Raw genomic sequence first — 26,468 nt, 5'->3', positions numbered from 1 at the left:
AGAGCTGCGACCTTGACATGGCTCGGCGGTGAAACGGTTCTCCGGGAAACGACGCGGCCCCCGCCCTCCCGGATGGGAGGACGGGGGCCGGTGAGCCGCACACGCTCAGGCTGTCGCGCGTCAGAGCGAGTAGACCTCTTCGATCAGCGCCTGCTGCTCGGCGGCGTGCCGCTTGGCCGAGCCGACCGCCGGGGACGAGGCCGTCGTGCGGGCGACGCGGCGCAGGCGGGAGTCGCCGGCGGCGCTGCGGCCGATGACGACCTGCAGGTGGTCGACCAGGTTCATCGCGATGAACGGCCAGGCACCCTGGTTGTCCGGCTCCTCCTGCGCCCAGATGAACTGGACGTTGTCGCCGTAGCGGGCCAGCTCCTCCTGGAGCTCGGCCACCGGCAGCGGGTAGAGCCGCTCGACCCGGACGATCGCGGTGTCGGTGACGCCGCGCTCGGTGCGGGCGGCCTCCAGGTCGTAGTAGAACTTGCCGGCGGTGATGACCACCTTGCGGACCTGCGCCGGGTCGACGGTGGTGTCGCCGATGACCGGGCGGAACGAGCCGGACAGGAACTCCTCGGTCGCACTCGCCGCGGCCTTCAGACGCAGCATCGACTTCGGGGTGAAGACGACCAGCGGCTTGTGGTGCGGGTTGTGCGCCTGCCAGCGCAGCAGGTGGAAGTAGTTCGACGGCAGGGTCGGCATCGCGACCGTCATGTTGTTCTGCGCGCACAGCTGGAGGAAGCGCTCCGGGCGGGCGGACGAGTGGTCCGGGCCCTGGCCCTCGTAGCCGTGCGGCAGCAGCAGGGTGACGCCGGAGTGCTGGCCCCACTTCTGCTCGGCGGAGGCGATGTACTCGTCCACCATGGTCTGCGCGCCGTTGACGAAGTCGCCGAACTGCGCCTCCCACATGACCAGCGCGTTCGGGCGGGTCAGCGAGTAGCCGTACTCGAAGCCCATGGCCGCGTACTCCGACAGCAGGCTGTCGTAGACGGTGTAGCGGGCCTGGTCCTCGGTGAGGTACTGCAGCGGGGTGTAGTCCTCGCCGGTCTTGCGGTCGATCAGGACGGCGTGCCGCTGGCCGAAGGTGCCGCGGCGGCTGTCCTGGCCGGCCAGGCGGACCGGGTGGCCCTCCATCAGCAGCGAGCCGATGGCGAGGGTCTCGCCCATCGCCCAGTCGATGGTGTTGTCCTCGACCGAGGCGGCGCGGCGCTGCAGCTGCGGCAGCAGGCGCGGGTGGACGGTCAGCCAGTCCGGGTGGTTGACCTGGGAGGCCGCGATCCGCTTGACCATCTCCTGGGAGATGCCGGTCTGGATGGAGACCGGGAAGTCGGCGACCGGCTTGCCGTTGGTGCCGACGGCCGGCGCCTGGGCCGCGTCGCGGACCTCGGCGAAGACCTTCTCCAGCTGGCCCTGGAAGTCCTGGAGCGCCTGCTCCGCCTCTTCCATGGTGATGTCGCCGCGACCGATCAGGCCCTCGGTGTACAGCTTGCGCACCGAGCGCTTCTTGTCGATCAGGTCGTACATCAGCGGCTGGGTGAACGACGGGTTGTCGGCCTCGTTGTGACCGCGGCGGCGGTAGCAGATGAGGTCGATCACCACGTCCTTGTGGAACTCCTGGCGGAACTCGAAGGCGAGCCGCGCGACGCGGACCACGGCCTCCGGGTCGTCGCCGTTCACGTGGAAGATCGGGGCCTCGATCATGCGGGCCACGTCGGTGCAGTACATCGAGGAGCGCGAGGAGGCCGGGGCGGCGGTGAAGCCGACCTGGTTGTTCACCACGACGTGCACGGTGCCGCCGGTGCGGTAGCCGCGCAGCTGCGACATGTTCAGGGTCTCCGCGACGACGCCCTGGCCGGCGAAGGCCGCGTCGCCGTGGATCTGGATCGGCAGCACCGGGAAGGTGGTGCCGCCCTGGTCCAGGATGTCCTGCTTGGCGCGGGCGATGCCCTCGACGACCGGGTCCACGGCCTCCAGGTGGGAGGGGTTCGCGGCGAGCGAGACCTTGATGGTCTCGCCGTCCAGGCCGGTGAAGGTGCCCTCGGCGCCCAGGTGGTACTTGACGTCGCCGGAGCCGTGCATCGACTTCGGGTCGAGGTTGCCCTCGAACTCGCCGAAGATCTTGCCGTACGGCTTGCCGACGATGTTGGCCAGCACGTTCAGGCGGCCGCGGTGGGCCATGCCGATGACGGCCTCGTCGAGGCGGTGCTCGGCGGCGGCGTCGATGGTCGCGTCCAGCAGCGCGATCAGCGACTCACCGCCCTCCAGCGAGAAGCGCTTCTGGCCGACGTACTTGGTCTGCAGGAAGGTCTCGAAGGCCTCGGCGGAGTTCAGGCGGCGGAGGATCCGCAGCTGCTCCTCGCGCTCGGGCTTCGCGTACGGCTTCTCCAGGCGCTCCTGCAGCCACTTGCGCTGCTTCGGGTCCTGGATGTGCATGTACTCGATGCCGACGGTGCGGCAGTACGTGTTGCGCAGCAGGCCGAGGATGTCGCGGAGCTTCATCATCTTCTGGCCGCCGAAGCCGCCGACCGCGAACTCGCGCTCCAGGTCCCACAGGGTGAGGCCGTGCTGGACGACGTCCAGGTCGGGGTGCTTGCGCTGCTTGTACTCCAGCGGGTCGGTGTCGGCCATCAGGTGGCCGCGGACCCGGTAGGAGTGGATGAGCTCCATGACGCGCGCGGTCTTGTTGACCTCGTCGTCGTGGGTGGTGGCGACGTCGGTGGCCCAGCGGACCGGCTCGTACGGGATCCGCAGCGACTCGAAGATCTCGTCGTAGAAGCCGTTCTCGCCGAGCAGCAGGCGGTGGATCTCGCGCAGGAACTCGCCGGACGCCGCGCCCTGGATGACGCGGTGGTCGTAGGTCGAGGTCAGCGTCATGATCTTGGAGACGCCGAGGCGGGCCAGGGTCTCCGGGGCGGAGCCCTGGAACTCGGCCGGGTACTCCATGGCGCCGACGCCGACGATGGTGCCCTGGTTCTGCATCAGGCGCGGCACGGAGTGCACGGTGCCGATGCCGCCGGGGTTGGTCAGCGAGACCGTGACGCCGGTGAAGTCGTCCATGGTCAGCTTGTTGGCGCGGGCCCGGCGGACGATGTCCTCGTAGGCCTGCCAGAAGCCGAAGAAGTCGAGCGTCTCGGCCTTCTTGATGGCCGCGACGACCAGCTGGCGGTCGCCGTTCGGCTTGACCAGGTCGATGGCCAGGCCGAGGTTGACGTGCTCGGGCTTGACCAGGAAGGCCTTGCCGTCCTCCACCTTGTAGCTGTGGTTCATGCCCGGGGAGGCCTTGATGGCCTGGACCAGGGCGTAACCGATGAGGTGGGTGAAGGAGACCTTGCCGCCGCGGGCGCGCTGCAGGTGGTTGTTGATGACGATGCGGTTGTCGATCAACAGCTTCGCCGGGACGGCGCGGACCGAGGTTGCGGTCGGCACCTCCAGCGAGGCGTCCATGTTGGTGGCGACGGCCTTCGCCGGGCCGCGCAGCTGGACCAGCTCGGGGCCGGCAGCGGCGGCGGGCGCGGCCGGGGCCGGGGCCGCGGCGGCGGCCTTCGGGGCCGGGGGTGCGGCGGGCGCGGCGGCGAGCGGAGCGGCAGCCGGAGCCGGAGCGGCCGGGGCGGCCGGTGCGGCGGGGGCGGGCGCGGCCGGAGCAGCAGCGGCGGGCGCGGGGGCAGCGGCAGGGGTCGGCGTGGGGCCGGCCTGGGTCGCGGCCTGGGTCACTGGGGTCACCTCGGTACCGGGCTTGTAGTCGGCGAAAAAGTCCCACCAGGCTCGGTCGACCGAGTTCGGGTCCTGGAGGTACTGCTGGTAGATCTCGTCGACGAGCCACTCATTGGGGCCGAAGCCAGTGGAGCTTGCCGAGCTGTTGGGGGTTTCAGGGGACTGTGGCGACACGGCGGCAACCGCCCTCTTCCGCTTCCTTTTGGGATGTTTGGACAGCGGGGATTAAGGCTACGCCCCTGACCAGTGATCGCGCAGTCCCCGGGGGCCAGGCGTCGTCCAGATCACAGTCCTGACCTGCAGTTTGGCCGAAAAACTGCGTTAGAAAGCCGTATCTGAGGGGAAGCGATCGGGCTCGAACAGGCCTGATATCCGGAGGAAACCGGACAAACCCCTACGGAAATCCTCTAACGATCTTCGTATGCGTCTGTGTCGGATCTGTGACAAATGTCCCGGCCCTCGTCCCGGCTCCCGTCCTGGCCCTCGTCCTGCCGCTGCCCGGGCAGGCGGACCACGATCCGGCAGCCGCGCGGGGACTCGGCCACCGCGATCCGACCGCCGTGCAGGTCCACCGCCCAGCGGGCGATGGCCAGGCCCAGGCCGGTGCCGCCGTCCGCGCCCGCCCCGGCGGCGGTCGCGGTGCCGCTGCGGCTGAACCGCTCGAAGACCCGGGTGCGGTCGGCCGGCGGGATGCCGGGGCCCTCGTCCTCGACCTCCAGCAGGAGGGCGCCGTCCTCGCAGTCGGGACGGGCGCGCACCGTCACGGTGCCGCCGGGCGGGGAGTGCTTGCAGGCGTTGTCGACCAGGTTGGCGACCACCTGGTGGAGCCGTTCCGGGTCCGCGACGCCGGTCAGGCCGGCCGGGCTGACCTCCAGGGCGAGCCGGACGTCGCCGCGGCGGGAGAAGGCCCCGCCGGCCGTCGCGCCGTCCACGGTGACCCCGCGCAGCACACCGTCCAGGAACTCGCGCACCTCGAAGGGACGGGCGTCCAGGTCGACCACGCCGTCGTCGATCTTGGAGAGGTCGAGCAGGTGGGTGACCAGGCGGCCGAGCCGCTCGGTCTGCTCCAGCGCCGCCCCCAGCGTCGCCGGATTGGGCTGGACGACCCCGTCCACCACGTTCTCCAGCACGGCGCGCAGCGCGGCGATCGGCGTGCGCAGCTCGTGCGAGACGTTGGCGACCAGCTCGCGCCGGTGCTGGTCGGCGGCTTCCAGGTCGGCGGCCATGGCGTTGAAGGCGGCCGCCAGCTCGCCGATCTCGTCGCGCGAGTTCACCTCGACCCGGCGGCTGTAGTCGCCGGAGGCCATCGCGCGGGCGGCGGCCGTCATCTCGCGCAGGGGGGCGGTCAGCCCGTGCGCGAGGAACTGCATGAAGAGCAGCGAGGCGATCATGGAGAAGACCATGATGATCCGGATCTGGGTCTCGGACCGGATCGCCACGACCACCATCCCGGTGGCCAGGAACACGGAGACGATCACGAGCAGGGCGAGCTTGCCCTTGATCGAGCGCACCGGGTCGAGCGGCCGGATGTCGGTCCAGACCCGGTGGGCTGCACGGGCGGCCAGCGTCTGCGGCCGTGCGCCCTCGGAGTCCCCGTTGCGTTGCTGTGGAAAGGTCATTGGTCCCCTGTGGTCCCCGCGTGTGTCCCCCCGCGTGGTGGTGCGGCGTCCCTGCGGACACGGGCCCCCCGGTGGCCCGTCGCCCGCGGCTCGCCGCGGGACTCGTCGGTGACGAGTCCTAGGAGAGCGGGGCCTCCAGTGCGTACCCGACACCGTGCACGGTGCGGATCCAGCTGGCGCCGATCTTGCGGCGCAGTGCCTTGACGTGGCTGTCCACGGTGCGGGTGCCGGACGCGTCGGTCCAGTCCCAGACCTCGGCCAGCAGCTGCTCGCGGGTGAGCACGGCGCGCGGCTGGGCGGCCAGGCAGGCGAGCAGGTCGAACTCGGTCGGCGTCAGGTGGACGTCGCCCGAGGCCAGCCGGACCCGGCGCTGCACGTGGTCGATCTCCAGCTCGCCGAAGCGCAGCGAGCCGAGCGCGGGCGTCCGGGCGGCCTGCTGGGCGCGCTCGACGCGGCGCAGCAGCACGTTGACCCGGGCGGCCAGTTCGCGCATCGAGAACGGCTTGGTCATGTAGTCGTCCGCGCCCACGCCGAGGCCGACCAGCAGGTCCGTCTCGTCGTCGCGCGCGGTCAGCATCAGTACCGGCACCGGGCGTTGGGCCTGGATCCGGCGGCACACCTCCAGGCCGTCGAAGCCGGGCAGCATGATGTCGAGGACGACCAGGTCGGGCTGCCAGGTGTGGAAGCCGTCGACCGCGCCCGGCCCGTCGTGGGCCACGGCGACCTTGAAGCCCTCCGCGCCCAGCCGGGCCGCGATCGACTCGGCGATCGTGGGCTCGTCCTCCACCACCAGCACTCTGCGCTGGCTGCTCACTGTGCCGCCGGTGTTGTGGTTGTCCTGCTGAATTTCTGTCACGGTCACGCCACCGCCCCCAGGGCTGCGGGCCGGCCACCTGTGGGGATGGCGGGGCTCCGCTCGTAGTCTTGTTCCGTCGTGGACTGTGCCGGGTCCGCCGTCCCGTCGCGATCGGGAACGAGGACGGATTGTCGCCCGTCCGCGTTTCCGCGCACATCGCAGCGTACGGACAGCGGGTGCTTCCCGGCAGGTGGACCGGACGTTTCCGGCCCGTGGGCCGGCTGTTCGGGCCGCCCTCGGACCCACTGCACGAGTGGGCACGGGCCGATACCTTACCCGGCGATTTTTCACTGCGTAACGGTACGTATGCAGCCGAGTTGACGCCAAGTCCCCGGTCAGAGGCCCTACTGACGCGTCAATCGAAAGAAGGTCTGGACCAATACCAGGAATCCGGGAGTCCGTTACGGCGACGGTCTTCACCGGGTTTTCCCAGGTGCCTCCCAGAACCTCGACGTACCGTGGCCACGACAACACCCGTCCGGGCGGAATCCGCGGCGCGCGCCGGTGCGTTGGACACCGGGCGGGAGCCGGTGGGCCACGGACGTCGGGCGGAGGCGGCATGGCGGTAGTGCGGACCGGGCCCGGCGGGAACGCGCCCACGGGAGCGCCGTACGGAATGCTCCGGCTCGGGCTGCGCGCCGGCGTCGCGCCATGGGTGCTGGACCGCGTTCCGACGCCCCGACGCACCCCCTTCACCCTCGGGTACCTCGCCGTCGTCGGCGCCACCACGACCTTCGCCCGGCTCGCCGATCCGGACCTCGTCCAGCGGCTGCAGGAAGCCTCCAGCTCGGACGGGCACAACCTGCTGCAGCACCCGCTGCGGGCCCTGGTGCTGAGCGGTTTCTGGGTGGCCGGCGAGGTCTGGATGCCCTACCTGTGGGGATTCGCCTTCACCCTCGCCCCGCTGGAGCGCAGGGTCGGATCCGCCCGGGCGGCCGCCGTCTTCGGGATCGGGCACGTCGCGGCGACGCTGCTCTCCCAGGGCGTGGTGATCACCGCGGTGGGGGCCGGGCGGATGGCGCCCGAGGTGCTGGACCACCTGGACATCGGGGTCAGCTACGGCGTGCTCGCCTGCCTGGGCGCGGTGGCCGGACTGCTCTCCTGGCGCGGGCGGCTGCTGGCCCTGGGCGGCGCCGGACTGATGATCGCCGAGCAGATCGCCTCCGACCGGGACGTGGTCACCGCGGTGGGGCACCCGGCGGCGGTGCTCGCCGGAGTGGCGCTCTGGCGCTGGCTGCGCCGGGCCGAGCGGCGCCCGCCCCGGCCGCGGGCCGAAGTGGCGCCCGGCGTTCCCTTTGCGGACGTTCCCGACATCCTGAGGATTTCTTGAGAACTTCCCGGGGTTCTCCCGGGACGTCCTCGTGGGTGCTTTTGACGGCCGCCTCCGCCGGGCCTCCCCGGCCGGATCGTGTTCGCTCGCAGCGAACAAGCGGCGGGGAACATCCGGCGCCCGCCAAGCCTTAGTCAGGTCGACTCAAGTTCACTGACTGGGGAGAGATCATGGCATCGACGTCCACACCGCTCACCCTGCCCGTCCTGCCGCTCGACGACGAGGTCGTGCTGCCGGGCATGGTCGTTCCGCTGGACCTGAAGGACACCGAGGTGCGCGCCGCCGTCGAGGCCGCCCGCTCCGCGGCCGGCGGCCCCGGCAAGCCGCAGGTCCTGCTGGTCCCGCGGGTGGACGGCTCGTACGCGGCGGTCGGCACGCTGGCCACCGTGGAGCAGGTCGGACGGCTGGCCGACGGCGATCCGGCGGCGCTGGTGCGCGCCGTGCGCCGGGTCCGCATCGGGGTCGGCACCACCGGCCCCGGCGCCGCCCTCTGGGTGGAGACCACGCCGTTCAAGGAATCCTCGGTCGGCATGCCGGTGGCCGGCCGGGCCGCCGAGCTGGTCAAGGAGTACAAGGCGCTGTCCACCCAGTGGCTGCGCAAGCGCGGCGCCTGGCAGATCGTCGACCGGGTGGCGCAGATCGAGGGCGTCGGCGAGCTCGCCGACAACATCGGCTACGCGCCCTTCGCCACCGCCGAGCAGAAGCTCAAGGTGCTGCTGGAGGCCGACCAGGTCGCCCGCCTGGAGTACGCGCTGACCCTGCTGCGCGACCACCTCGCCGAGGAGGAGGTCAACGACACCATCCGCAAGGACGTCGAGGAGGGCGTGGCCAAGCAGCAGAAGGAGTTCCTGCTCCGCCGCCAGCTGGAGGCCGTCCGCAAGGAACTGGCCGAGCTGAACGGCGACCCGGCCGACGAGGAGGGCGACTACCGCGCCCGGGTCGAGTCCGCCGACCTGCCCGAGAAGGTCCGCGAGGCCGCGCTCAAGGAGGTCGACAAGCTGGAGCGCAGCTCCGACCAGTCCCCCGAGGGCTCCTGGATCCGCACCTGGCTGGACACCGTCCTGGAGCTGCCCTGGAACGAGCGCAGCGAGGACGCGTACGACATCGCCGGCGCCCGCGCGGTGCTGGACGCCGACCACGCCGGCCTGGCCGACGTGAAGGACCGCATCGTCGAGTACCTCGCGGTGCGCAAGCGCCGGGCCGACCAGGGGCTCGGGCTGGTCGGCGGGCGCCGGGGCGGCGCGGTGCTGGCCCTGGTCGGCCCGCCCGGCGTCGGCAAGACCTCGCTCGGCGAGTCGGTGGCCCGCGCCATGGGTCGCAGCTTCGTCCGGGTCGCGCTCGGCGGCGTCCGGGACGAGGCCGAGATCCGCGGCCACCGGCGCACCTACGTCGGCGCGCAGCCCGGCCGGCTGGTGCGGGCGATCAAGGAGGCCGGCTCGATGAACCCGGTCGTCCTGCTCGACGAGATCGACAAGGTCGGCTCCGACTACCGGGGAGACCCGGCCGCCGCCCTGCTGGAGGTGCTGGACCCGGCGCAGAACCACACCTTCCGGGACCACTACCTGGAGGTCGAGCTCGACCTCTCCGACGTCGTCTTCCTCGCCACCGCCAACGTGCTGGAGGCCATCCCCGAGCCGCTGCTCGACCGGATGGAGCTGGTCAGGCTCGACGGCTACACCGAGGACGAGAAGGTCGTCATCGCCCGCGACCACCTGCTCCCGCGCCAGCTGGAGAAGGCCGGCCTCGGCGGCGAGCAGGTCAGCGTGGACGAGGAGGCGCTGCGCAGGCTCGCGGGGGAGTACACCCGGGAGGCGGGCGTACGGAACCTGGAGCGCTCGATCGCCCGGGTGCTGCGCAAGATCGCCGCACAGGCCGAGCTGGGCGAGCGCGAGCTGCCCGCCGCGGTCGGCGCGGCGGACCTGCGCGCCCTGATCGGCCGGCCGCACCACGTGCCGGAGTCCGCCCAGGAGCCGGCCGAGCGCCGCACCGCCGTCCCCGGCGTGGCCACCGGCCTCGCGGTGACCGGCGCCGGCGGCGACGTCCTCTACATCGAGGCCTCGCTGGCCGACGCCGAGACCGGCGGCACCGGGCTGACCCTCACCGGCCAGCTGGGCGACGTGATGAAGGAGTCCGCGCACATCGCGCTCTCCTACCTGCGTTCGCGCGGTGCCGAGCTGGAGCTGCCGGTCACCTCGCTGCGCGACCGCGGCGTGCACCTGCACGTCCCGGCCGGGGCCGTCCCCAAGGACGGCCCGAGCGCCGGCATCACCATGACCACGGCGCTGGCCTCGCTGCTCTCCGGCCGCAAGGTGCGCACCGACGTGGCGATGACCGGCGAGGTGTCGCTGACCGGGCGGGTGCTGCCGATCGGCGGGGTGAAGCAGAAGCTGCTCGCCGCCGACCGGGCCGGGGTCACCACGGTGATCATCCCCAAGCGCAACGAGGCCGACCTGGACGACGTCCCGGCCGAGGTGCTGGAGCGGCTCACCGTCCACCCGGTGGCGGACGTGCGGGAGGTGCTGACGCTGGCCCTGGAGCCGGCCGAGGTGCTGGTCGCCGCCTGACCGGGAGCCGGTCCGACCGGGAGCCGGTCCGACCGGGACCCGTCCGAGGGGCCGACGGCATCTCCGCGTGCCAGACTGCGGAGATGCCGTCCCCCACGCAGCGCGCGCTGGCCCGGGTGCCGGACCGGCTGCGCCCCTTCCTGCTGCGGCACCGCCGACTGGTGAAGTTCCTGCTGGTCGGCGGCACCTGCTTCGCGCTCACCATGGTGATCAACCTCCAACTCAAGTTCACCGTGCTGCAGCACAAGCCGGTGGTCGCACTGACCGTCGCCACGGTGATCGCCACCGTCGTCTCGTACGTGCTGAACCGCCGCTGGGCCTTCCGGGCCGGCGGCCGGCAGCGCGAGGCCCTGCTGTTCTTCGTGGTCAGCGCGGTGGCGGTCGGGGTCAACGTCGTACCACTGGTGATCTCCCGGTACGTCCTGGACCTGCGCGAGCCGTACATCAGCTCCTTCGCCCAGGAAGCCGCGGACTTCCTCAGCGGCATGGTCGTCGGCACCTTCGTCGCGATGCTGTTCCGTTTCTGGGCGATGCAGCGGTGGGTCTTCACCCGGCTCGCCGAGCCCGCGTCCACCCGGCCCGCCCTGGTCGCGACGGCGCCCCCGGAACCCGGTTACGCTGCACCCGAGATGCCACGGGACGTGCCGTAAGGGGCGAGGTGAGCCTGATGCGCGAGCCGGACGCCGTCCGGACCGGGCCTGCCAGCCAGCAGGGGATGCGCCGGGCCAATCTGGCCCTGGTGCTCGGGGTGATCGCGAGCGGCCCGCGCTCGCGCGCCGAGGTGGCCGCCGAGACCGGGCTGACCAGGGCCGCGGTCTCCTCCCTCGCCGAACAGCTGATCGCCGGCGGCCTGCTGGTCGAGGAGGGCCCCGCCGCACCCAGCGGCAAGGTCGGCCGCCCCGGTACCGCGCTCGGCCTCAACCCGCTCGGGCCCGGCGGCCTCGGCGCCGAGATCGGCGTCCGGCACCTGGGCGCCTGCGTGGTCGACCTGCGCGGCGAGGTCCGCGCCTGGCGGCGCGAGGAGAGCGCCAACCACGGCCGGGAGCCCGCCGCCGTCATGGCCGACCTCGCCCGGCTGCTGCGCTCGGCCGTCGCCGAAGCCGGCCTGCGCCCGGCCGGGCTGGCCCTGGCCGTCCCCGGACTGGTCGGTTCCTCCGGCGCGGTGCTGCAGCGGGCCGCCAACCTGGGCTGGCGGGACGTCCCGCTGGCCGCCGAAATGCGTGCGGCGCTGCGGCCGGCCGCGGACGGCCTGGCCGAGCTGCCGGTCGAGGCCGACAACGAGGCCAACCTGGGCGGCCTGGCCGAACGCTGGCTGGGCGACGGCGCCGAGGACTTCCTGTACGTCTCCGCCGAGGCCGGGGTCGGCGCGGCGATCGTGGTCGGCGGCCGGCTGCTGCGCGGGGCGCGCGGTTACGCGGGCGAGTTCGGCCACGTGCCGGTCCACCCCGACGGGCCGCGCTGCGCCTGCGGGGCGCACGGCTGCCTGGAGCAGTACGCGGGCGAGGCGGCCGTGTTGCGGGCGGCCGGACTGACCGGTGCCCGGGGCGACTGGGTGGCACTGCTCGCCGACCGCGCCGCGGCCGGCGACGAACCGGCCCGCGCGGCCCTGGCCGGGGCCGGCACCGCCCTCGGCATCGCGGCGAGCGGCGCGGTCAACCTGCTGGACCCGGCCGAGGTGGTGCTGGGCGGCGGCTTCGCCCGGCTGGCGCCCTGGCTGCTGCCCGCCATGCGGGCCGAGCTGGCCGCCCGGGTGACCGTCCGGCCGTGGGCCGACGACCGGCTGACCGTCTCCCGGCTGGGCCGCCGCGGCCCGCTGCTGGGTGCGGCGGTGGGCGTCGTGCGCGCCGTGGTCGCCGACCCGGGCTCGATCGCGGGCGGCTGAGCTGTCCGACGTCTTGTACGGCCCGGAACGCACCGAGCCCCCGGCCGGTGGGGCCGGGAGCTCAGGTGGTCGGGCTCAGGACCTGTCGGACACGCCCTGAGCCTCGACGGCGGCGGGCTCGCGCTGCTCGGCGCGGGGGCCGCGCAGGACGGCGAGGAAGGCGATGCCGATGCCGACCAGCGCCCAGATCACCAGGACCAGGATCGGCATCCCCAGGTTGGTCGAGCCGAAGTAGGCGATCGACTTGCTCGCGCTGGTGCCGGCGCCGTTCGGGATGACCGAGCCGATGGCCCGCCAGAACGGCGGCATCATCGGCGCCGGGTAGACCCCGCCCGCGCTGGGGTTGCCCAGGACGACGAAGACCAGCACCGCGAGGCCGATGCCGATGATCCCGAACAGACACTGCAGCGCCATGGTGAAGGCGCCGACCGAGAAGACCACCAGCGCGCCGAGGGCGGACTGGCCGAGGACCGAGCCGGGCAGCGCGTCCAGTACCGGCCCGGCGATGACCGCGCCGCCGATGCCGGCCACGACCGAATAGAGCGCCAGGGCGCCCAGCCGGATCAGCAGGCGGTGGGCGTTGGCCGGCTTGGAGCCGGCGCTGATGCCGAGGATCGAGGCGACCAGGTAGCCGCCGACGCACCAGCCGATCACCAGGTAGAAGGCGGAGAGGCCGTTGGTGTCGCCCTTGGCGAGCGGCACGACGTCCTCGACCTTGACCGTACGGCCCTGGTTCTTGTCGATCGCGGTGGTGATCGTCTCGGCGGCCTTGGCGGCGGATGGGCCGCGGGCGCCGCCTACCAGCAGGGTGTCCTCGGTGCCGGACGGGTTCACGACCCAGGCGGCGTAGATCTTCTGGTCCTTGATCTGCGCGGTCGCGGTCTCGGCGTCCGGCGCGGTGACGGCCCTGACGGCGTCGTTCGGGACCGCCTCCAGCGCCCCGACCAGCTTGGGGGCGACCTGCGGCGGGGCGACCACTGCGATGGAGAGGTTGTGCGGGGCGGGCTTGTGCAGCGCCCCGACGTAGGAGGTGATGAAGCCGAGTTGGAGCAGCAGCACTCCGATCACGAGCAGTGCCGCGCGCGGGGTGACCGCGCTCTTCAGTTCGGCGATGAAACCCTGCCCAGGCGCTGCCATCCACATCTCCTTGCGTATGGGGGGAAACCGGATCATCAGGAGCCGATACTTCATACCATGAAGTAGTTGGCTTGTCGCACCCTCCGCACCGCGGGCGGGCCGGTGCCGCTGCGCGATACTGGCGCGGTGAGCGACGAGGAAGCCCTGGTGGCGGTGGAGCGCGAGGTCGCGCTGATGTTCCGGCGGGGCCGGGCCAGAGTGGCGGAACTCTCACGCCGGGTGCACCCCGGCCTGGAGGGCATGGCGTACAGCATGCTCGGCTACATCGAGCAGGCCGGGCGGGTCCGGGTGACGGACGTCGGCGTGCACTTCGCGGTGGGCAAGGCGACGGTGAGCCGGCAGATCCGGGCGCTGGAGGAGCTGGGCCTGGTCGCCCGGGAGACGGACCCGCTGGACCGGCGGGCCGCGCTGGTCTCGCTGACCGAGGAGGGGCGGCGGCGCTACCTGGCCGCCCGGGACGTCCGGATGGGGCGGGTGCGGGAGATGATCGGCGGCTGGGTGGCGGAGGACGTGGTCCGCTTCGGGGAACTGCTGCGCCGCTTCAATGACGTCCTGGGGGAGGCGCCGGCCGAGTGAGCCGGGCGGCCTCGGCGGTGAGCAGGGCGTCTTCGGTGCGGTGACCGGGTCCGCGGTGCGGGCCCTTTACTTGCCCTTGAGGAAAGTTGCGTTATTCAACCATCCCGTCTTATGGTTGCTTAAGGCAACGAAATTTCATGATGCGCGTATCCCGCACGCCGGCGCCGAAGGACCCAGATGACCGTGACCACAGAGACTGCGAGCGGCACCTCCGCCGCCGCCGACGACACCCGGCAGATGACCCACCGGCAGGTGATGGAGGCGCTCTCCGGCCTGCTGCTCGGCCTGTTCGTGGCCGTGCTCTCCTCGACCGTCGTCTCCAACGCCCTACCGCACATCCTGGCCGACCTGCACGGCGGCCAGTCCGCCTACACCTGGGTGATCACCGCGGCCCTGCTCACCCTGACCGCCTCCACCCCGATCTGGGGCAAGCTCTCCGACCTCGCCAGCAAGAAGCTGCTGCTGCAGATAGCCCTGCTGATCTACATCGCCACCTCCGCACTGGCCGGCCTCTCGCAGAACACCGGTGAGCTCATCGCCTGCCGCGCGCTCCAGGGCGTCGGCGCCGGCGGTGTCGTCGCGCTCGGCCAGATCTGCCTGGCCGCGATGGTCCCGCCGCGCGAGCGCGGCCGGTACAGCGGCTACTTCGGCGCGGTCTTCGCGCTCGCCACCATCGGCGGCCCGCTGATCGGCGGCGTCATCGTGGACACCTCCTGGCTGGGCTGGCGCTGGTGCTTCTACGTCGGCATCCCGTTCGCGCTGGCCGCGATCGTCGTGGTGCAGCGCACCCTCAAGCTGCCGGTGGTCAAGCGCAAGGCGAAGATCGACTACCTGGGCGCGCTGGTCATCACCGCCGCGGTCAGCCTGCTGATGATCTGGATCACGCTGGCCGGCAAGAACTACGCCTGGCTGTCCTGGCAGACCACGGCCATGGTCGGCGGCGGCCTGCTGCTGGGTGCGCTGGCCGTCGTGGTCGAGCGCCGCGCCGCCGAGCCGATCATCCCGCCGGACCTCTTCAGGTACCGCACCGTCACCCTGGCCGCCATCGCCAGCGTGCTGGTCGGCGTCGGGATGTACGGCGCGACCACCTTCCTCAGCCAGTACTTCCAGCTGGCCCGCGCCAAGTCCCCGACCATGGCCGGCCTGATGACCCTGCCGATGATCCTCGGCCTGGCCGTCTCCTCCGCGGTGGCCGGCCGGCTGATCACCAAGTACGGCAAGTGGAAGGCCTACCTGGTCGCCGGCACCGCGCTGCTCGCGGTCGGCTTCGGCCTGCTCGGCACCGCCCGGGCCGACACCGACTACGTGCTGCTCTCCGTCTACATGGCGATCACCGGCGTCGGCCTCGGCCTGACCAGCCAGAACCTGGTGCTCGCGGTGCAGAACACGGTGCCCCGGCACGAGCTCGGCGCGGCCAGCTCGGTGGTCACCTTCTTCCGCACCATGGGCGGCGCGATGGGCGTCTCCGCGCTCGGCGCACTGATGACCAACAAGGTCGGCCACTACCTGGCGGAGAACCTGACCGCCGCGCACATTCCCGCCGGACACGCGGCGGCCGGCGGCGGCATCCCGGACCTGCACAAGCTGCCCGCCCCGATCGTGCCGCTGGTGACGGACGCCTTCGGCCACGGCGTGGGCACCGTCTTCCTCTGGGCCGCCCCGTTCGCGGCGCTGGCCTTCGTCACCGTGCTGTTCATCCGGGAGACCGCGCTGAAGACCACCCAGGAGAACTGACCGCCGGGACGTCGCGACCGGCGACGGGATACGCGAACGGGCCGGGGAGTGTGCAGACACTCCCCGGCCCGTTGCGTCGTGCGCGGGCGGTGCGGGCGGCAGAGCCGGACCGGCCCTACTTGCCGGCGATCAGCGACAGGCCGTAGACGACGGCCGCGGCGCAGAGCGCGAAGCAGGTGTACGCGCCGGCCAGGGCCAGCTTCCCGCCGGCCGAGGGCTGGGCGCCCTCGCCCTCACGGGCGGTCAGCGCGGCCTCGCGGCGGGACAGCGCCAGGATGCCGAGTGCGAAGACGGCGACCACGGCGACGGTGACGCCGAAGCTGACACCGGCGGTCTGGGCCAGGGCGTTCCACTTGATGTGCATGGTGAGTGCTCCTCAGTCGGCGGCGCTCAGGCCGCGACCGTGGTCGAGGCGGGGGTGGGGGCGTTCACGGCGGCGGCCGGAGCGACCTCGACCGGGGTGACGTCGTGGATGTCGTTGACGTTGTCCGCACCGACCGGCTGGCGGCGGGACATTAGCCACATCGCGCCGGAGCCGGCGACCAGCACGGCACCGACCAGGACGATGCCCCAGGTGCCCTGCTCGGCCAGCAGGGCCGCACCGCCGGAGACCAGGGCGGCGGCCGGCAGGGTCAGGCCCCAGGTGTAGACCATGCGGCGGACCAGGCTCCAGCGCAGCTCGCCCTTCGGGCCGCCGAGGCCGGCGCCCATGATGCCGCCGGAGCAGACCTGGGTGGTGGAGAGGCCGAAGCCCATGTGCGAGGAGGTCAGGATGACGGTCGCGGCGGCCGACTCGGAGGCGAAGCCCTGGCGCGGACCGATGTCCGCCAGGCCCTTGCCCATCGAGCGGATGATCCGCCAGCCGCCCATGTAGGTGCCGAGCGCGATCGCGCCGCCCGCGGAGACGATGACCCAGGTGGGGGGCAGCGCGCCGTGCGGCAGGGCGCCGACCGAGACCAGGGTCAGGGTGATGATGCCCATCGTCTTCTGGGCGTCGTTGGTGCCGTGCGCCAGCGAGATCAGCGAGGAGGAGAAGATCTGGCCGGTCTTGAAGCCCTTCTCGGTGCTCGCCTCGCGGCCCTTGCGGGTGATCGCGTAGGCCAGCTTGGTGGCGCCCCAGGAGGCCAGGCCGGCCACGAGCGGGGAGGCGACCGCCGGGATGATGATCTTGGTGACCACGGTGTCGAAGTTGACGCCGTTCATGCCGACACCGACGATCGTGGCGCCGATCAGGCCGCCGTACAGGGCGTGCGAGGAGCTGGACGGCAGGCCGCGCAGCCAGGTCAGCAGGTTCCAGAGGATCGCGCCCGCCAGGGCGGCGAAGATGATCTCGGGATGGACTCCGGCCTTCTCGTTGACGATGCCGCCGGAGATGGTGGTGGCGACCTTCACGGAGAGGAACGCGCCCGCGAAGTTGAGGACGGCCGCGATGGTGACCGCGACCTTCGGACGAAGGGCCCCGGTCGCGATCGCGGTGGCGGCCGCGTTGGCGGTGTCGTGGAACCCGTTGGTGAAGTCGAAGGCGAGCGCCGTGATGATCACAACGGCTACCAGGAACGAGATGTGTTCCATACCCAAACAATCGTCGTAGTTGTCGCACGGACGTTGGTGTCGTTCGCGACCGTAGGTCTGCTTGGTAAACGGAAGGTGAACTGAGCCGGGAATCGTGGTTCCGATGGTTGACTGGCGGTGACCATCAGCTTTCCTCAGGGTGACCTTGATCGCGCTGAGCTGGGCATTGGTGAAGAACGCCCCGCTTCGGTCCGGTTTGCTGAGACCTGTCTCACAGATCAATCGAGAATTAACCTCCCGGTCCGCACGCGCTCTGTTTCCGCCGAGTAACCCGTGGGAGGATCTGCGGGATCCGGGAGACCGGGACAGGGCACGGGCGGGGAGGACCAACCCATGGGCGGGGCTGCACAGCGAGCGGAGACGGCAGGCGTACGCCCCTGGGTACGGGCGGCCCTGCGCTGCGGAGCCGTCCTGGCGGCCGCCGCACTCGCCCTGCCGGCCGCGGCCCAGGCCGCCTGGGCGGCACCCGACCCGGGCACCGGCACGGCCGTCGCCGGCTCGGACCCGCTCGCCGCCGCCAAGGCCACCCTCGGCCCGCTCCTCGACCAGCTGCACGCGCTCTACCAGGGCGCCGAGGCCGCCACCGAGCAGTACAACGGGACGGTGGCCAAGGTCGCCGAGCAGCAGAGCGCGCTCACCGACCTGCAGGGCCGGCTGGAACGCCAGCAGAAGCAGGTCGACGCCGGCACCGACATCGCCTCGCAGCTCGCCGCCGCCCAGTACCGCAACGGCGCCGCCTCCGCCTACGCCGAGCTGCTGCTCTCCAAGGACCCGTACGAGGCGGTCACCATCGCCGAACTGCTCGCCGCGGCCAGCCGCTCGCAGTCGGAGTTCCTGGACAAGCTGAAGGCCGACCGGGACGCGCTCGACGGGCTGAAGAAGCAGACCGAGGAAGTGCTGAAGACCACCCAGACCCTGGTCGCCCAGCAGGACGCGGCCAAGGCCAAGGCCGCCGCCGACCTCGCTTCCGTCGAACAGATGGTGGCCTCGCTGACCGGCGCCCAGCGCACCGAACTGGAGCAGCTGGAGAAGGCCAAGGCCGACGAGGCCCAGCTCGCCTTCCTCGCCTCCGGTGCGCTGGGCAAGGGCGAGCGCACCCCCTCGCTGCAGGGGCGCGCGGCGGTCGCCTTCGCGCTGGCCCAGCTGGGCAAGCCGTACCTGTGGGGCGGCATCGGGCCGGACTCCTACGACTGCTCCGGCCTCACCTCGCAGGCCTGGCTGCACGCCGGGAAGCCGATCCCGCGCACCAGTCAGGAGCAGTGGGCGCAGCTGCCGCACGTCCCGCTGAACCAGCTGCGGCCCGGCGACCTGGTCATCTACTTCCAGGACGCCTCGCACGTCGGGATGTACATCGGCGGCGGGCTGATCGTGCAGGCGCCGCGTCCCGGGGCGTTCATCAAGGTGTCGCCGATCGGCTCGATGGCGATCCTCGGCGCCGTCCGGCCCGACCCGTCCGGCACGGCCGACGACGCGGGCGGCGCCTGGAAGGTGCCCGACCTGCCGTCCGGCTGGGACACCGTCACGCCGATCGCCCCGAGCCCGGCCGGCCAGGTGCCGGCCCCGCCGGCCGCAGGCACCCCGGCGACGCCGACCCCCGACCCGGGCACGCCGACCGGCACGCCCAGCACGCCCGGCGGCACCGGCACCCCGACCGACCCGGGCACGCCGACGGGCACTCCCTCGGGCACCGGCACGCCGACGCAGACGCCGACGCAGACCCCGACCGGCACGCCCACCGGGACCCCGACCGGCACGCCGACCGGCACACCTGCCGGGACTCCGACCGGCACCGGTACGGGGAGCCCGGCCGGCACCCCGAGCGGGACCCGCTCGACCGGCGCCACGGCCCCGGGCAGCGCCACCGCGACGCTGCCGCTGGGTTCGCTGCTGCACTGACGCCTCTGGCGCGGTACGCGACGAAGGCCGCCCGACGTCCTCGGACGTGGGGCGGCCTTCGTGCGTTCGGAGCCGGGGTGCCTACTCGCCGCTGTCGGGGGCGAAGCGGATGACGACCGCCTTGGAGGTGGGCGTGTTGCTGATGTCGGCGGTGGAGTCCAGCGGGACCAGGACGTTGGTCTCGGGGTAGTAGGCCGCCGCCCCGCCGCGGGCCACCGGGTAGTGGACGACCCGGAAGTGCGGGGCGCGGCGTTCGACGCCGTCCTTCCACTCGCCGACCAGGTCCACGTACTGGCCCTCGGCCAGGCCCAGTTCGGCGGCGTCGGCCGGGTTGACCAGGACGACGCGTCGGCCGCCCTTGATGCCGCGGTAGCGGTCGTCGAGGCCGTAGATGGTGGTGTTGTACTGGTCGTGGGAGCGCAGCGTCTGCAGCAGGAGGCGGCCCGGCGGGACCTCGGGGGCGGTCAGCGGGTTGACGGTGAAGTTCGCCTTGCCGGTCGCGGTGGGGAAGGTGCGCGAGTCGCGGGGGCCGTGCGGGAGGGTGAAGCCGCCGGGGCGGCGGACCTTCTCGTTGAAGTCGGCGAAGCCCGGGACGACCCGGGAGATCCGGTCGCGCAGGGTGTCGTAGTCGGTGGCGAAGTCCTCCCACGGGATGGTGTCCCGGGGGCCGAGGACGGCGCGGGCGAGGCGGCAGACGATCGCGGTCTCGGAGAGCAGGCCGGGCGCGGGCGGGCGCAGGCCGCCGCGGGAGGCGTGGACCTGGCCCATCGAGTCCTCGACGCTGACGAACTGGGCGCCGGCGCCGGTGACGTCCCGGTCGGTGCGGCCGAGGGTGGGCAGGATCAGGGCGCGGGCACCGGTGACCACGTGCGAGCGGTTGAGCTTGGTGGAGACGTGCACGGTCAGCCGGCAGCGCCGCATCGCGGCCTCGGTGACCTCGGTGTCCGGGGTGGCCGCGACGAAGTTGCCGCCCATCGCGAAGAACACCCTGACCTTGCCGTCGCGCATCGCGCGGATGGTGTCCACCGAGTCCAGGCCGTGCTCGCGCGGCGGCTCGAAGCCGAACTCGTTCTCCAGCGCGTCGAGGAAGGCCTTGGCGGGGCGCTCGAAGATGCCCATCGTCCGGTCGCCCTGGACGTTGCTGTGTCCGCGAACCGGGCAGACCCCGGCGCCCGGGCGGCCGACGTTGCCGCGCAGCAGCAGGAAGTTGACCACCTCGCGGATGGTCGGGACGGCGTGCTTGTGCTGGGTGAGGCCCATCGCCCAGCACACGATGATCTTCTTCGAGGCCAGCACCAGCCGGCCGAGCTCCTCGATCTGCTCCCAGGGCAGGCCGGTCGCGGCGAGCACCTCGTCCCGCTCGGTCTTGCGGGCCTGCGCCTCGAACTCCTCGAAGCCGTGACAGTGTGCGGCGACGAAGTCGTGGTCGACGCCGTCCTGCTCCAGGACGATCCGGTTGAGCGCACGGAACAGCGCGAGGTCGCCACCCAGGCGGATCTGCAGGAACAGGTCGGTCAGCTTGGTGCCGTGGCCGACGAGGCCGCGGGCGTTCTGCGGGTTCTTGAACCGCTCCAGGCCCGCCTCCGGCAGCGGGTTGACGCTGACGATGGTGGCGCCGGCCCGCTTGGCGCGCTCCAGGGCGGAGAGCATCCGGGGGTGGTTGGTGCCCGGGTTCTGGCCGGCCACGATGATCAGGTCGGCCTGGTAGAGGTCCTTGAGGCTGACACTGCCCTTGCCGACGCCCAGCGTCTCGGTGAGGGCCGAGCCGGAGGACTCGTGGCACATGTTGGAGCAGTCCGGCAGGTTGTTGGTGCCGAGCCGGCGGGCGAACAGCTGGTAGGCGAAGGCGGCCTCGTTGCTGGTGCGGCCCGAGGTGTAGAAGGCGGCGGCGTCCGGGGTGTCCAGGGCGCGCAGCTCCTCGGCGATCAGCGCGAAGGCGTCGTCCCAGGAGACCGGGGCGTAGTGGGTGGCGCCCTCGTCGAGGAGCATCGGCTGGGTGAGCCGGCCCTGCTGGCCGAGCCAGTAGCCCGAGCGCTCGGCCAGCTCGGCGACCGGGTGGGCGGCGAAGAACTCGGCGCGGATCCGGCGCTCGGTGGCTTCCTCGGCGACGGCCTTGGCGCCGTTCTCGCAGAACTCGGCGGTGTGCGTCTTGTCCGGCTCCGGCCAGGCGCAGCCCGGGCAGTCGAAGCCGTTCGGCTGGTTGACCTTGAGCAGGGTGGCGAGGGTACGGCGGGGGCCCATCTGCTCGGCGGCCATCCGCAGGCTGTGGCCGACGGCGGGCAGCCCGGCGGCAGCGTGCTGGGGCGCGGACACCTCGGGGGCGTCCTGCGCCGGATCGCTCTGCGGGGCCTGCTTGGCCATGACTGCGCTCCTCGGGCTCTGCCTTTGCGGGCCGCCCGCACCGTCGCGGGGCCCGGTGCCCATCCTTCCACCTGGCCGCAGGCGGGGGGAGGGGCGGAGGGGGCCGCTGCGCGGGGGCGGTGGGAGGTGACGAGAGGAGCGCGGGGCGGGGACGGGCGGAGGGGGCCGCTGTGCGGGGGCGGCGGGGCGGCAGGCGGGGGGAGGGGGAGGTGGGGTCGTCGGTAGAGTCTGGGCGTTCATCAGGGGAGGGGAGGGCGCGTGCGAGTCGGTGACGTCCTGGACGGCCGGTACGAGCTGGTGGAGAAGCTCGGCCAGGGCGGCTTCGGAGTGGTGTGGCGGGCCCAGGACACCCGGATGCGCCGGCCGGTGGCGGTCAAGGTCATCGGGCACCACGGCGGCGACCAGGCGAAGGCGGCCCTGCGGTTCGTCCGGGAGGCCTGCGCGGCCGGCAACCTGTCGCACCCGCACATCGTCACCGTGCACGACCTCGGCCAGTGCGAGGTGGCCGACCGCGAGGTCACCTTCCTGGTGATGGAACTGCTCACCGGACGCACCCTGACCGAGGTGCTGCGCGAGGGGCTGCCCGGGCCCGCGCTCAGCCTGCGCTGGGGGCGGCAGATCAGCGGCGCGCTGGCCGCCGCGCACGACGCGGGCATGGTGCACCGGGACATCAAGCTGGACAACGTGATGATCACCGACGCCGGGCACCTGAAGGTGCTGGACTTCGGCATCGCCCAGCTGGACACCGGCGTGGGCGGGCTGACCACCACCGGCACGATCGTCGGCAGCCCGGCGTACATGGCGCCCGAGCGGTGGACCGGCGGCCGGGTGGACGGCCGGGCGGACCTCTACGCGCTCGGCTGCGTGCTGGTCGAACTCTTCACCGGGGCACGGCCGTTCGGCGGGGACTCGACCCCGGTGCTGATGTACCAGCACCTCAACGAGCCGCCCCCGGCGCTGGATCCGGCGCAGTTCGGGCTGCCGCCGCAGGTGGCCGGGCTGGTGGCGGAGCTGCTGGCGAAGGACCCGGCGAACCGGCCGGTGGACGCCCGTACGGTCGAGCGCCGGCTCGGGGAGCTGGCGGGGTGGCCCGCGGGCGGGGCGGGGGTCGTGGCGGCGCCGACGGTGGTGGAGCAGGCCGCGCCGGTGGTACCGCCGGTGCCGCCCGCTCCGCCGACCGTTCCGCCCGTCGCTCCGCCCGCTCCGCCGACCGTTCCGCCCGTCGCTCCGCCCGCTCCGCCGACCGTTCCTCCCGCTCCGCCGGCTGCCCCGCCGGCTGCCGCGGCGGTGTTGTCGCCGCTGACCACGCCGCCGGTGGTCGCCACGGCGCCCGCCGACGCCGGCCGGGCCGCGCTGCGCGAGCGCCGCTCGGCCGCCTACCGGGCGGCGACCGCGGGCGAGTCGGCGATCCGGCTCCAGACGATCGCCCAGGAGTGCGTCACCGTGCTCGGCGCCACCGACCGGGACACCCTGTGCACCTGGCGGGACTTCACGTGGTACCTCAGCCGGGCCGGGGACCTGGACGGCGCGATCCGGCTGCTGTCCACCGTGGTGGAGGACATGCGCTCGGCGCTCGGCCCGGCGGACGAGGACACCCTCGGCGCCCGGTACCACCTGGTGTGGTGCATCGGCGAGAGCGGTTCGGCGGTCACCGCGATCCGGCTGATGACCGAGCTGCTGCCCGATCTGCACGCCGTCTGGGGCCCGTACGACGCCCGCGTCCTGAAGGCCCGGCACGACCTCGCCCTGCACCACGCCAACCGGGGCGACCTGCAGGGTGCCGTGGTCCAGCTGCACGGGCTGCTGCCGGACCTCGCCCGGGCGCTCGGGGACCGCCACCCCAGCACCGTCCAGGCCTGGCAGGACCTGACCGGCTACCAGCAGCAGCTCGCGCAGGCCGGCCGCAAGGGGTCGGGCGGCGCGCGCCGGGGCCGCTCGCCGCGGATGAACCCGATCCAGGCGCTGGTGCTGGTCCGGCGGCTGCGGGTCTGGGACTTCGCCAACGAGCAGGAGGCGCGGGCCTGCATGGACGCGCTGGACCGGGGGGTCGGCCTCAAGGGCGTCGCGGACCTCGTGTTCGAGGCGCCGGACCACGTCTCGGACGAGGACCTGGTGGCGGAGATCTTCGGCCCGTAGCCGTAGCCGTAGCCGTAGCCGTGGCCGTGGCCGCAGCCCTGAACGCGGCCACCACGCTCACGCCGCCAGCGCCGGTGCCGTCGGCAGCGCGGCCAGCGCCCGCAGCAGGGCCCGGGCGACCGCGTCGTTCTGCCGGAAGACCGGGGCGTTGGTGCGCGGGCGGGCGAAGGCGGCGGCCGTGCGCACGCTGGTGTGCGGGCCGAGCGCGGTGCGCCGCGGGTGCGGGGTGCCGCCGAGGGCCGGGTCCAGCAGCCGGCCGTCGGCCGGGGCGGTGGTGACCAGGCCGGAGCGGTGGGTGTAGTCCGGGTCGTCCACCACCTCCTCCACGATCCGCCCGGTGCGGTGCAGTTCGCGCAGGACGGGGTCGAGGGTGCGGGCCAGCGCGTGCTTGGGCAGGTACGCCTCGACCAGCGCCGTCGCGGTGACGGTGTGGCCGGGCACGGTGGTGCCGGAGGCACGCCAGGTGCCGGTGGCCTCGTCCCGGTCGACCCGGACCCCGGCGCCGAGGAAGCGCACCACCCCGGCCTCGGAGAGCGCCAGCAGCTGGCGCAGCCGGAAGCCGGGCGGGCCGGAGGCGAGGAAGCTGAAGTAGCCGAAGAACCACTGGTCCAGCTCCTCGGCGGTCGAGCGGGCGGTGAGCCGGCCGCTCGCCGCCACCCGGGGGAGCTGGCCGAACAGTGAGAGCAGGGCGAGGAAGGCGCCGAGGTCGGCGCTGTGCGCGGGGTCGGCGCGGCGGTCGGCGTCGGCGGTGACGTAGGCGCGTAGGTGGGCCTGGAGCTCCTCGGCGGAGTCGAGTTCGAGGCCGGCCAGCGGGTGGTCGAGGCGTTCGAAGTCGATCCGGTCGGCCGGGTCGGGGACGGCTTCGGCGACCAGGGCGGCCAGTTCGGGGCTGTACCAGTCGTGTCGGTCGTAGCGGGCCAGGAACGCGGGCCAGGGCAGGGTGGTGCGCCCCGGGTGGGCGTGGAACAGCTCGTGGTAGTGCCCGTAGGCGATCTCCTTGGCCATCAACGGCCAGAAGTCGCGGCGCAGTTGCAGTGGTCCTTCGGTGGCGAGCACGGCGTCCACGGCGGCGGCGTCGAAGTACCGGGGGAGCGGGGGTGGCGGCCCCTGGAGCCGGTAGCCGGTCTTGGAGTGGTACGGGACGCCGCGCCGGGAGCCGAGGTGGAGCACGGGCTCCCGGCCGGAGGGGTGGTAACGCAGGGCGTCGCCCGCGCCGGCGGGTTCGAAGCGGCCGCCGCGGCCCTCGGTGAGCAGGGCGACCAGGTCGACCGAGGCGAGGCCCAGGCCGCGCAGCACCACGTGCTCGCCGGGGGCGATGCGCGCCAGTTCGGCGGCCACGTCGGCGGAGTAGGCGGGCGGGAGGTGGAAGCGGCCGTGCCGGGCGGCGAAGTCGGCGTCGGCGGCGTGCCGGGGGTGCGGGGCGGAGTCGAGGTGGCCGAGGGCGAGGGTGACGTGGTCGGCGGTGAGGGTCCGGTTGCCGAGGTGGACGGTCTGCGGGCCGTCGGCGGGGCCGTCGATCCGCCGGACGGTGTCCCGGTGGACGGAGACCTCGACATGGGGCGGCAGGTCGGCGACGGCGCGGCGGAACACCCAGTCCAGGTAGGCGTTCTGGGCCCGGCGGGTGGGGAAGTCGGTGGGAGCGAGGGTGCGCAGTTCGGCCCGGACGGCCGGGTCGGCGACCTCCCGGTAGGGCGCGAACTCCTCCTGCCGGACGGCCCATTCGGCGAGCGAGGGGCCGGGGCGGACCGGCCCGTCGAGGGTGGAGCGCTCGTCGGTGAACATGGTGACGTCCTCGGCCATCGAGTTCATCCGCAGCAGCGGGGGCTGGTCGTGGCGCCAGATCCGGCCCGCGCCCGGCGGGTACGGGTCGACCAGGTGGATCGCCAAGGGGCGTTCGGCGGGCAGGAGTTCGGCGGCGTTGGCGGCGATCCGCTCCAGCAGTCCGGTCGCGCGGGGGCCGGCGCCGACGATCACGAGGGTCGTCGTCATGCTCCCACCACCCGGCGGTAGGCCGCGCGGGCGCGTTGCAGCGGGGTGGGCGGCAGGCCGTCGCGGGTGGCGCCCTTGGCGAAGTGCCGTTCCACGTAGTACTGGCCGATGGACAGCAGGGTGGTGACCACCAGGTACCAGAGGGTGGCGACCATCAGCATCGGGATCACCCGGTACGACTGCAGGTAGACCAGCTGCACCGAGTAGAGCAGGTCGGAGACGGCCAGCACGCTGACGATGCTGGTGCCCTTGAGTGCGCCGATCAGCATGTTCCCGGCGCTCGGCACGATGGCGCGCATCGCCTGCGGCACGATGATCCGGCGCAGCACCCGCCACCGCCCGATCCCGAGCGCGGCCGCCGCCTCCAGCTGGCCGCGGTCCACGGACAGGATGCCGCCGCGGATCACCTCGGCGGCGTACGCGGTCTCCAGCAGGGTGAGGCCGATGACGGCGGTCAGCGTGGGGCCGATCAGGTTGACCGTCCGGACCGTGACGAACTCGGGGCCGAAGGGGATGCCGAGGCCGAGTGTCGGGTAGAGCGCGCCGATGTTGAAGAAGAACAGCAGCTGCACCAGCGGCGGGGTGGAGCGGAAGATCCAGATGTAGCCCCAACTGAGCGTGCGCAGCACGGGGTTGGTGGACAGCCGCATGGTGGCGAGGACGGTGCCGAGCAGGAAGCCGAGCGCGAGGGTGACGGCCGTCAGCCACAGGGTCAGGGTGAGGCCGTTCAGCACGGACCGGGCGGTGAACCAGTCGGCGACCACGTTCCACTGGAAGGCCCGGTTGCGGATCAGCGAGTTGACCGCCATCGCCGCCAGCAGCAGCGCGACGGCGGCGGCGATCCACTGGCCGGGCTTGCGGCGGGCGACGATCCGGGCCTCGGGGCCGGGCGGCGGGGCGGAGCGGTCGAGGGCGGAGGGATCGGGAGCGGACGGGTCGGGAGTGGAGGGGGAGGGCAGGACGTCCTGCGGGGTGGCCATGGCGGAGGCTCCTGGCGGAAGTGCGGACGGGAGTGCGGCGGGCGGGTACGGCGGTGGTCACGTACGAGGGGGCCGGGCCGCGTCCCTCAACGCGTCCGGCACGGTTGCACTGCACTCCGCGGCGATCGTACGCA

At 72.9% G+C, this 26,468-nt stretch carries 17 protein-coding genes; 8 read left to right on the top strand and 9 right to left on the bottom strand.

The window, feature by feature from the left end; all coding sequences use genetic code 11:
* Positions 1-120: 120 nt before the first annotated feature.
* From CRP52_RS11270 to CRP52_RS11260, 3 genes are all read right to left on the bottom strand, one after another.
* The gene (locus tag CRP52_RS11270) at positions 121-3,876 is read right to left on the bottom strand and encodes a multifunctional oxoglutarate decarboxylase/oxoglutarate dehydrogenase thiamine pyrophosphate-binding subunit/dihydrolipoyllysine-residue succinyltransferase subunit (RefSeq protein ID WP_097236272.1); all 3,756 of its coding nucleotides are present in this window, start codon (positions 3,874-3,876) and stop codon (positions 121-123) included.
* A 233-nt stretch (positions 3,877-4,109) separates the two neighbouring features.
* Positions 4,110-5,321 carry a sensor histidine kinase gene (locus CRP52_RS11265; protein WP_097236271.1) on the bottom strand — a complete coding sequence of 404 codons (1,212 nt, stop codon included), beginning with the start codon at positions 5,319-5,321 and terminating at the stop codon, positions 4,110-4,112.
* A gap of 118 nt (positions 5,322-5,439) precedes the next feature.
* Positions 5,440-6,177, bottom strand: coding sequence for a response regulator transcription factor (locus CRP52_RS11260; protein ID WP_030057574.1), 738 nt, complete (start codon positions 6,175-6,177; stop codon positions 5,440-5,442).
* Between the two features lie 559 nt (positions 6,178-6,736).
* Between CRP52_RS11260 and CRP52_RS11255 the strand changes: the two genes are divergently transcribed.
* The 4 genes from CRP52_RS11255 (at position 6,737) to CRP52_RS11240 (ending at position 11,953) form a co-directional block, all read left to right on the top strand.
* The gene (locus CRP52_RS11255; RefSeq protein WP_143685705.1) at positions 6,737-7,507 is read left to right on the top strand and encodes a rhomboid-like protein; all 771 of its coding nucleotides are present in this window, start codon (positions 6,737-6,739) and stop codon (positions 7,505-7,507) included.
* A gap of 170 nt (positions 7,508-7,677) precedes the next feature.
* Positions 7,678-10,071, top strand: a complete 2,394-nt coding sequence (gene lon / locus CRP52_RS11250; RefSeq protein ID WP_097236269.1) for an endopeptidase La — start codon at positions 7,678-7,680, stop codon at positions 10,069-10,071.
* Between the two features lie 83 nt (positions 10,072-10,154).
* Entirely contained in the window at positions 10,155-10,721 is a 567-nt protein-coding gene (locus CRP52_RS11245) for a GtrA family protein (RefSeq protein WP_097236268.1), read from the top strand.
* A 17-nt stretch (positions 10,722-10,738) separates the two neighbouring features.
* Positions 10,739-11,953, top strand: coding sequence for an ROK family transcriptional regulator (locus tag CRP52_RS11240; protein ID WP_097236267.1), 1,215 nt, complete (start codon positions 10,739-10,741; stop codon positions 11,951-11,953).
* A 75-nt stretch (positions 11,954-12,028) separates the two neighbouring features.
* Here CRP52_RS11240 and CRP52_RS11235 read toward each other — a convergent pair whose 3' ends face one another.
* Entirely contained in the window at positions 12,029-13,090 is a 1,062-nt protein-coding gene (locus CRP52_RS11235; protein ID WP_257032417.1) for an ABC transporter permease, read from the bottom strand.
* Between the two features lie 126 nt (positions 13,091-13,216).
* On the opposite strand from CRP52_RS11235, the gene CRP52_RS11230 reads away from it, so the two are divergent.
* Positions 13,217-13,666 carry a MarR family winged helix-turn-helix transcriptional regulator gene (locus tag CRP52_RS11230; protein ID WP_257032416.1) on the top strand — a complete coding sequence of 150 codons (450 nt, stop codon included), beginning with the start codon at positions 13,217-13,219 and terminating at the stop codon, positions 13,664-13,666.
* Between the two features lie 177 nt (positions 13,667-13,843).
* Positions 13,844-15,400, top strand: coding sequence for an MDR family MFS transporter (locus CRP52_RS11225; RefSeq protein WP_107474893.1), 1,557 nt, complete (start codon positions 13,844-13,846; stop codon positions 15,398-15,400).
* Between the two features lie 115 nt (positions 15,401-15,515).
* On the opposite strand, the gene CRP52_RS11220 is transcribed toward CRP52_RS11225, so the two are convergent.
* On the bottom strand, positions 15,516-15,764 hold the full coding sequence (locus CRP52_RS11220) for a hypothetical protein (RefSeq protein WP_097236265.1): 249 nt from the start codon (positions 15,762-15,764) through the stop codon (positions 15,516-15,518).
* Between the two features lie 26 nt (positions 15,765-15,790).
* Entirely contained in the window at positions 15,791-16,972 is a 1,182-nt protein-coding gene (locus tag CRP52_RS11215) for an inorganic phosphate transporter (RefSeq protein ID WP_097236264.1), read from the bottom strand.
* 333 nt (positions 16,973-17,305) lie between these two features.
* Here CRP52_RS11215 and CRP52_RS11210 point away from each other — a divergent pair, with 333 nt between their 5' ends.
* Complete coding sequence (locus CRP52_RS11210) at positions 17,306-18,868, top strand: NlpC/P60 family protein (RefSeq protein WP_097236263.1); 1,563 nt, start codon at positions 17,306-17,308, stop codon at positions 18,866-18,868.
* A gap of 81 nt (positions 18,869-18,949) precedes the next feature.
* Here CRP52_RS11210 and CRP52_RS11205 read toward each other — a convergent pair whose 3' ends face one another.
* Positions 18,950-21,229 carry an FdhF/YdeP family oxidoreductase gene (locus tag CRP52_RS11205; RefSeq protein ID WP_097236262.1) on the bottom strand — a complete coding sequence of 760 codons (2,280 nt, stop codon included), beginning with the start codon at positions 21,227-21,229 and terminating at the stop codon, positions 18,950-18,952.
* Positions 21,230-21,487: 258 nt separating this feature from the next.
* On the opposite strand from CRP52_RS11205, the gene CRP52_RS11200 reads away from it, so the two are divergent.
* The gene (locus CRP52_RS11200; RefSeq protein ID WP_179852759.1) at positions 21,488-23,365 is read left to right on the top strand and encodes a serine/threonine-protein kinase; all 1,878 of its coding nucleotides are present in this window, start codon (positions 21,488-21,490) and stop codon (positions 23,363-23,365) included.
* 57 nt (positions 23,366-23,422) lie between these two features.
* Here the strand turns inward: CRP52_RS11200 and CRP52_RS11195 are convergent, their stop codons facing one another.
* Positions 23,423-25,354 carry an FAD/NAD(P)-binding protein gene (locus CRP52_RS11195; RefSeq protein WP_097236260.1) on the bottom strand — a complete coding sequence of 644 codons (1,932 nt, stop codon included), beginning with the start codon at positions 25,352-25,354 and terminating at the stop codon, positions 23,423-23,425.
* On the bottom strand, positions 25,351-26,334 hold the full coding sequence (locus CRP52_RS11190; RefSeq protein ID WP_097236259.1) for an amino acid ABC transporter permease: 984 nt from the start codon (positions 26,332-26,334) through the stop codon (positions 25,351-25,353). Before CRP52_RS11190 ends, CRP52_RS11195 begins: the two co-directional genes overlap by 4 nt.
* Positions 26,335-26,468 lie beyond the last annotated feature (134 nt).

Source organism: Streptomyces sp. 1331.2, from assembly GCF_900199205.1.
Classification (GTDB): Bacteria; Actinomycetota; Actinomycetes; order Streptomycetales; family Streptomycetaceae; genus Kitasatospora.
The sequence above is the reverse complement of the archived record's forward strand: the minus strand, read 5'-3'. Positions and strand labels throughout refer to the sequence as shown.

What these genes read in the sequence shown, in the direction of transcription:
- CRP52_RS11220 (WP_097236265.1), bottom strand. Translation starts at nt 15,764, where the DNA reads ATGCACATCAAGTGGAACGCCCTGGCCCAGACCGCCGGTGTCAGCTTC.
- CRP52_RS11195 (WP_097236260.1), bottom strand. Translation starts at nt 25,354, where the DNA reads ATGACGACGACCCTCGTGATCGTCGGCGCCGGCCCCCGCGCGACCGGA.
- CRP52_RS11240 (WP_097236267.1), top strand. Translation starts at nt 10,739, where the DNA reads ATGCGCGAGCCGGACGCCGTCCGGACCGGGCCTGCCAGCCAGCAGGGG.
- CRP52_RS11255 (WP_143685705.1), top strand. Translation starts at nt 6,737, where the DNA reads ATGGCGGTAGTGCGGACCGGGCCCGGCGGGAACGCGCCCACGGGAGCG.
- CRP52_RS11225 (WP_107474893.1), top strand. Translation starts at nt 13,844, where the DNA reads ATGACCGTGACCACAGAGACTGCGAGCGGCACCTCCGCCGCCGCCGAC.
- CRP52_RS11210 (WP_097236263.1), top strand. Translation starts at nt 17,306, where the DNA reads ATGGGCGGGGCTGCACAGCGAGCGGAGACGGCAGGCGTACGCCCCTGG.
- lon (WP_097236269.1), top strand. Translation starts at nt 7,678, where the DNA reads ATGGCATCGACGTCCACACCGCTCACCCTGCCCGTCCTGCCGCTCGAC.
- CRP52_RS11190 (WP_097236259.1), bottom strand. Translation starts at nt 26,334, where the DNA reads ATGGCCACCCCGCAGGACGTCCTGCCCTCCCCCTCCACTCCCGACCCG.
- CRP52_RS11215 (WP_097236264.1), bottom strand. Translation starts at nt 16,972, where the DNA reads ATGGAACACATCTCGTTCCTGGTAGCCGTTGTGATCATCACGGCGCTC.
- CRP52_RS11235 (WP_257032417.1), bottom strand. Translation starts at nt 13,090, where the DNA reads ATGGCAGCGCCTGGGCAGGGTTTCATCGCCGAACTGAAGAGCGCGGTC.
- CRP52_RS11245 (WP_097236268.1), top strand. Translation starts at nt 10,155, where the DNA reads ATGCCGTCCCCCACGCAGCGCGCGCTGGCCCGGGTGCCGGACCGGCTG.
- CRP52_RS11205 (WP_097236262.1), bottom strand. Translation starts at nt 21,229, where the DNA reads ATGGCCAAGCAGGCCCCGCAGAGCGATCCGGCGCAGGACGCCCCCGAG.
- CRP52_RS11265 (WP_097236271.1), bottom strand. Translation starts at nt 5,321, where the DNA reads ATGACCTTTCCACAGCAACGCAACGGGGACTCCGAGGGCGCACGGCCG.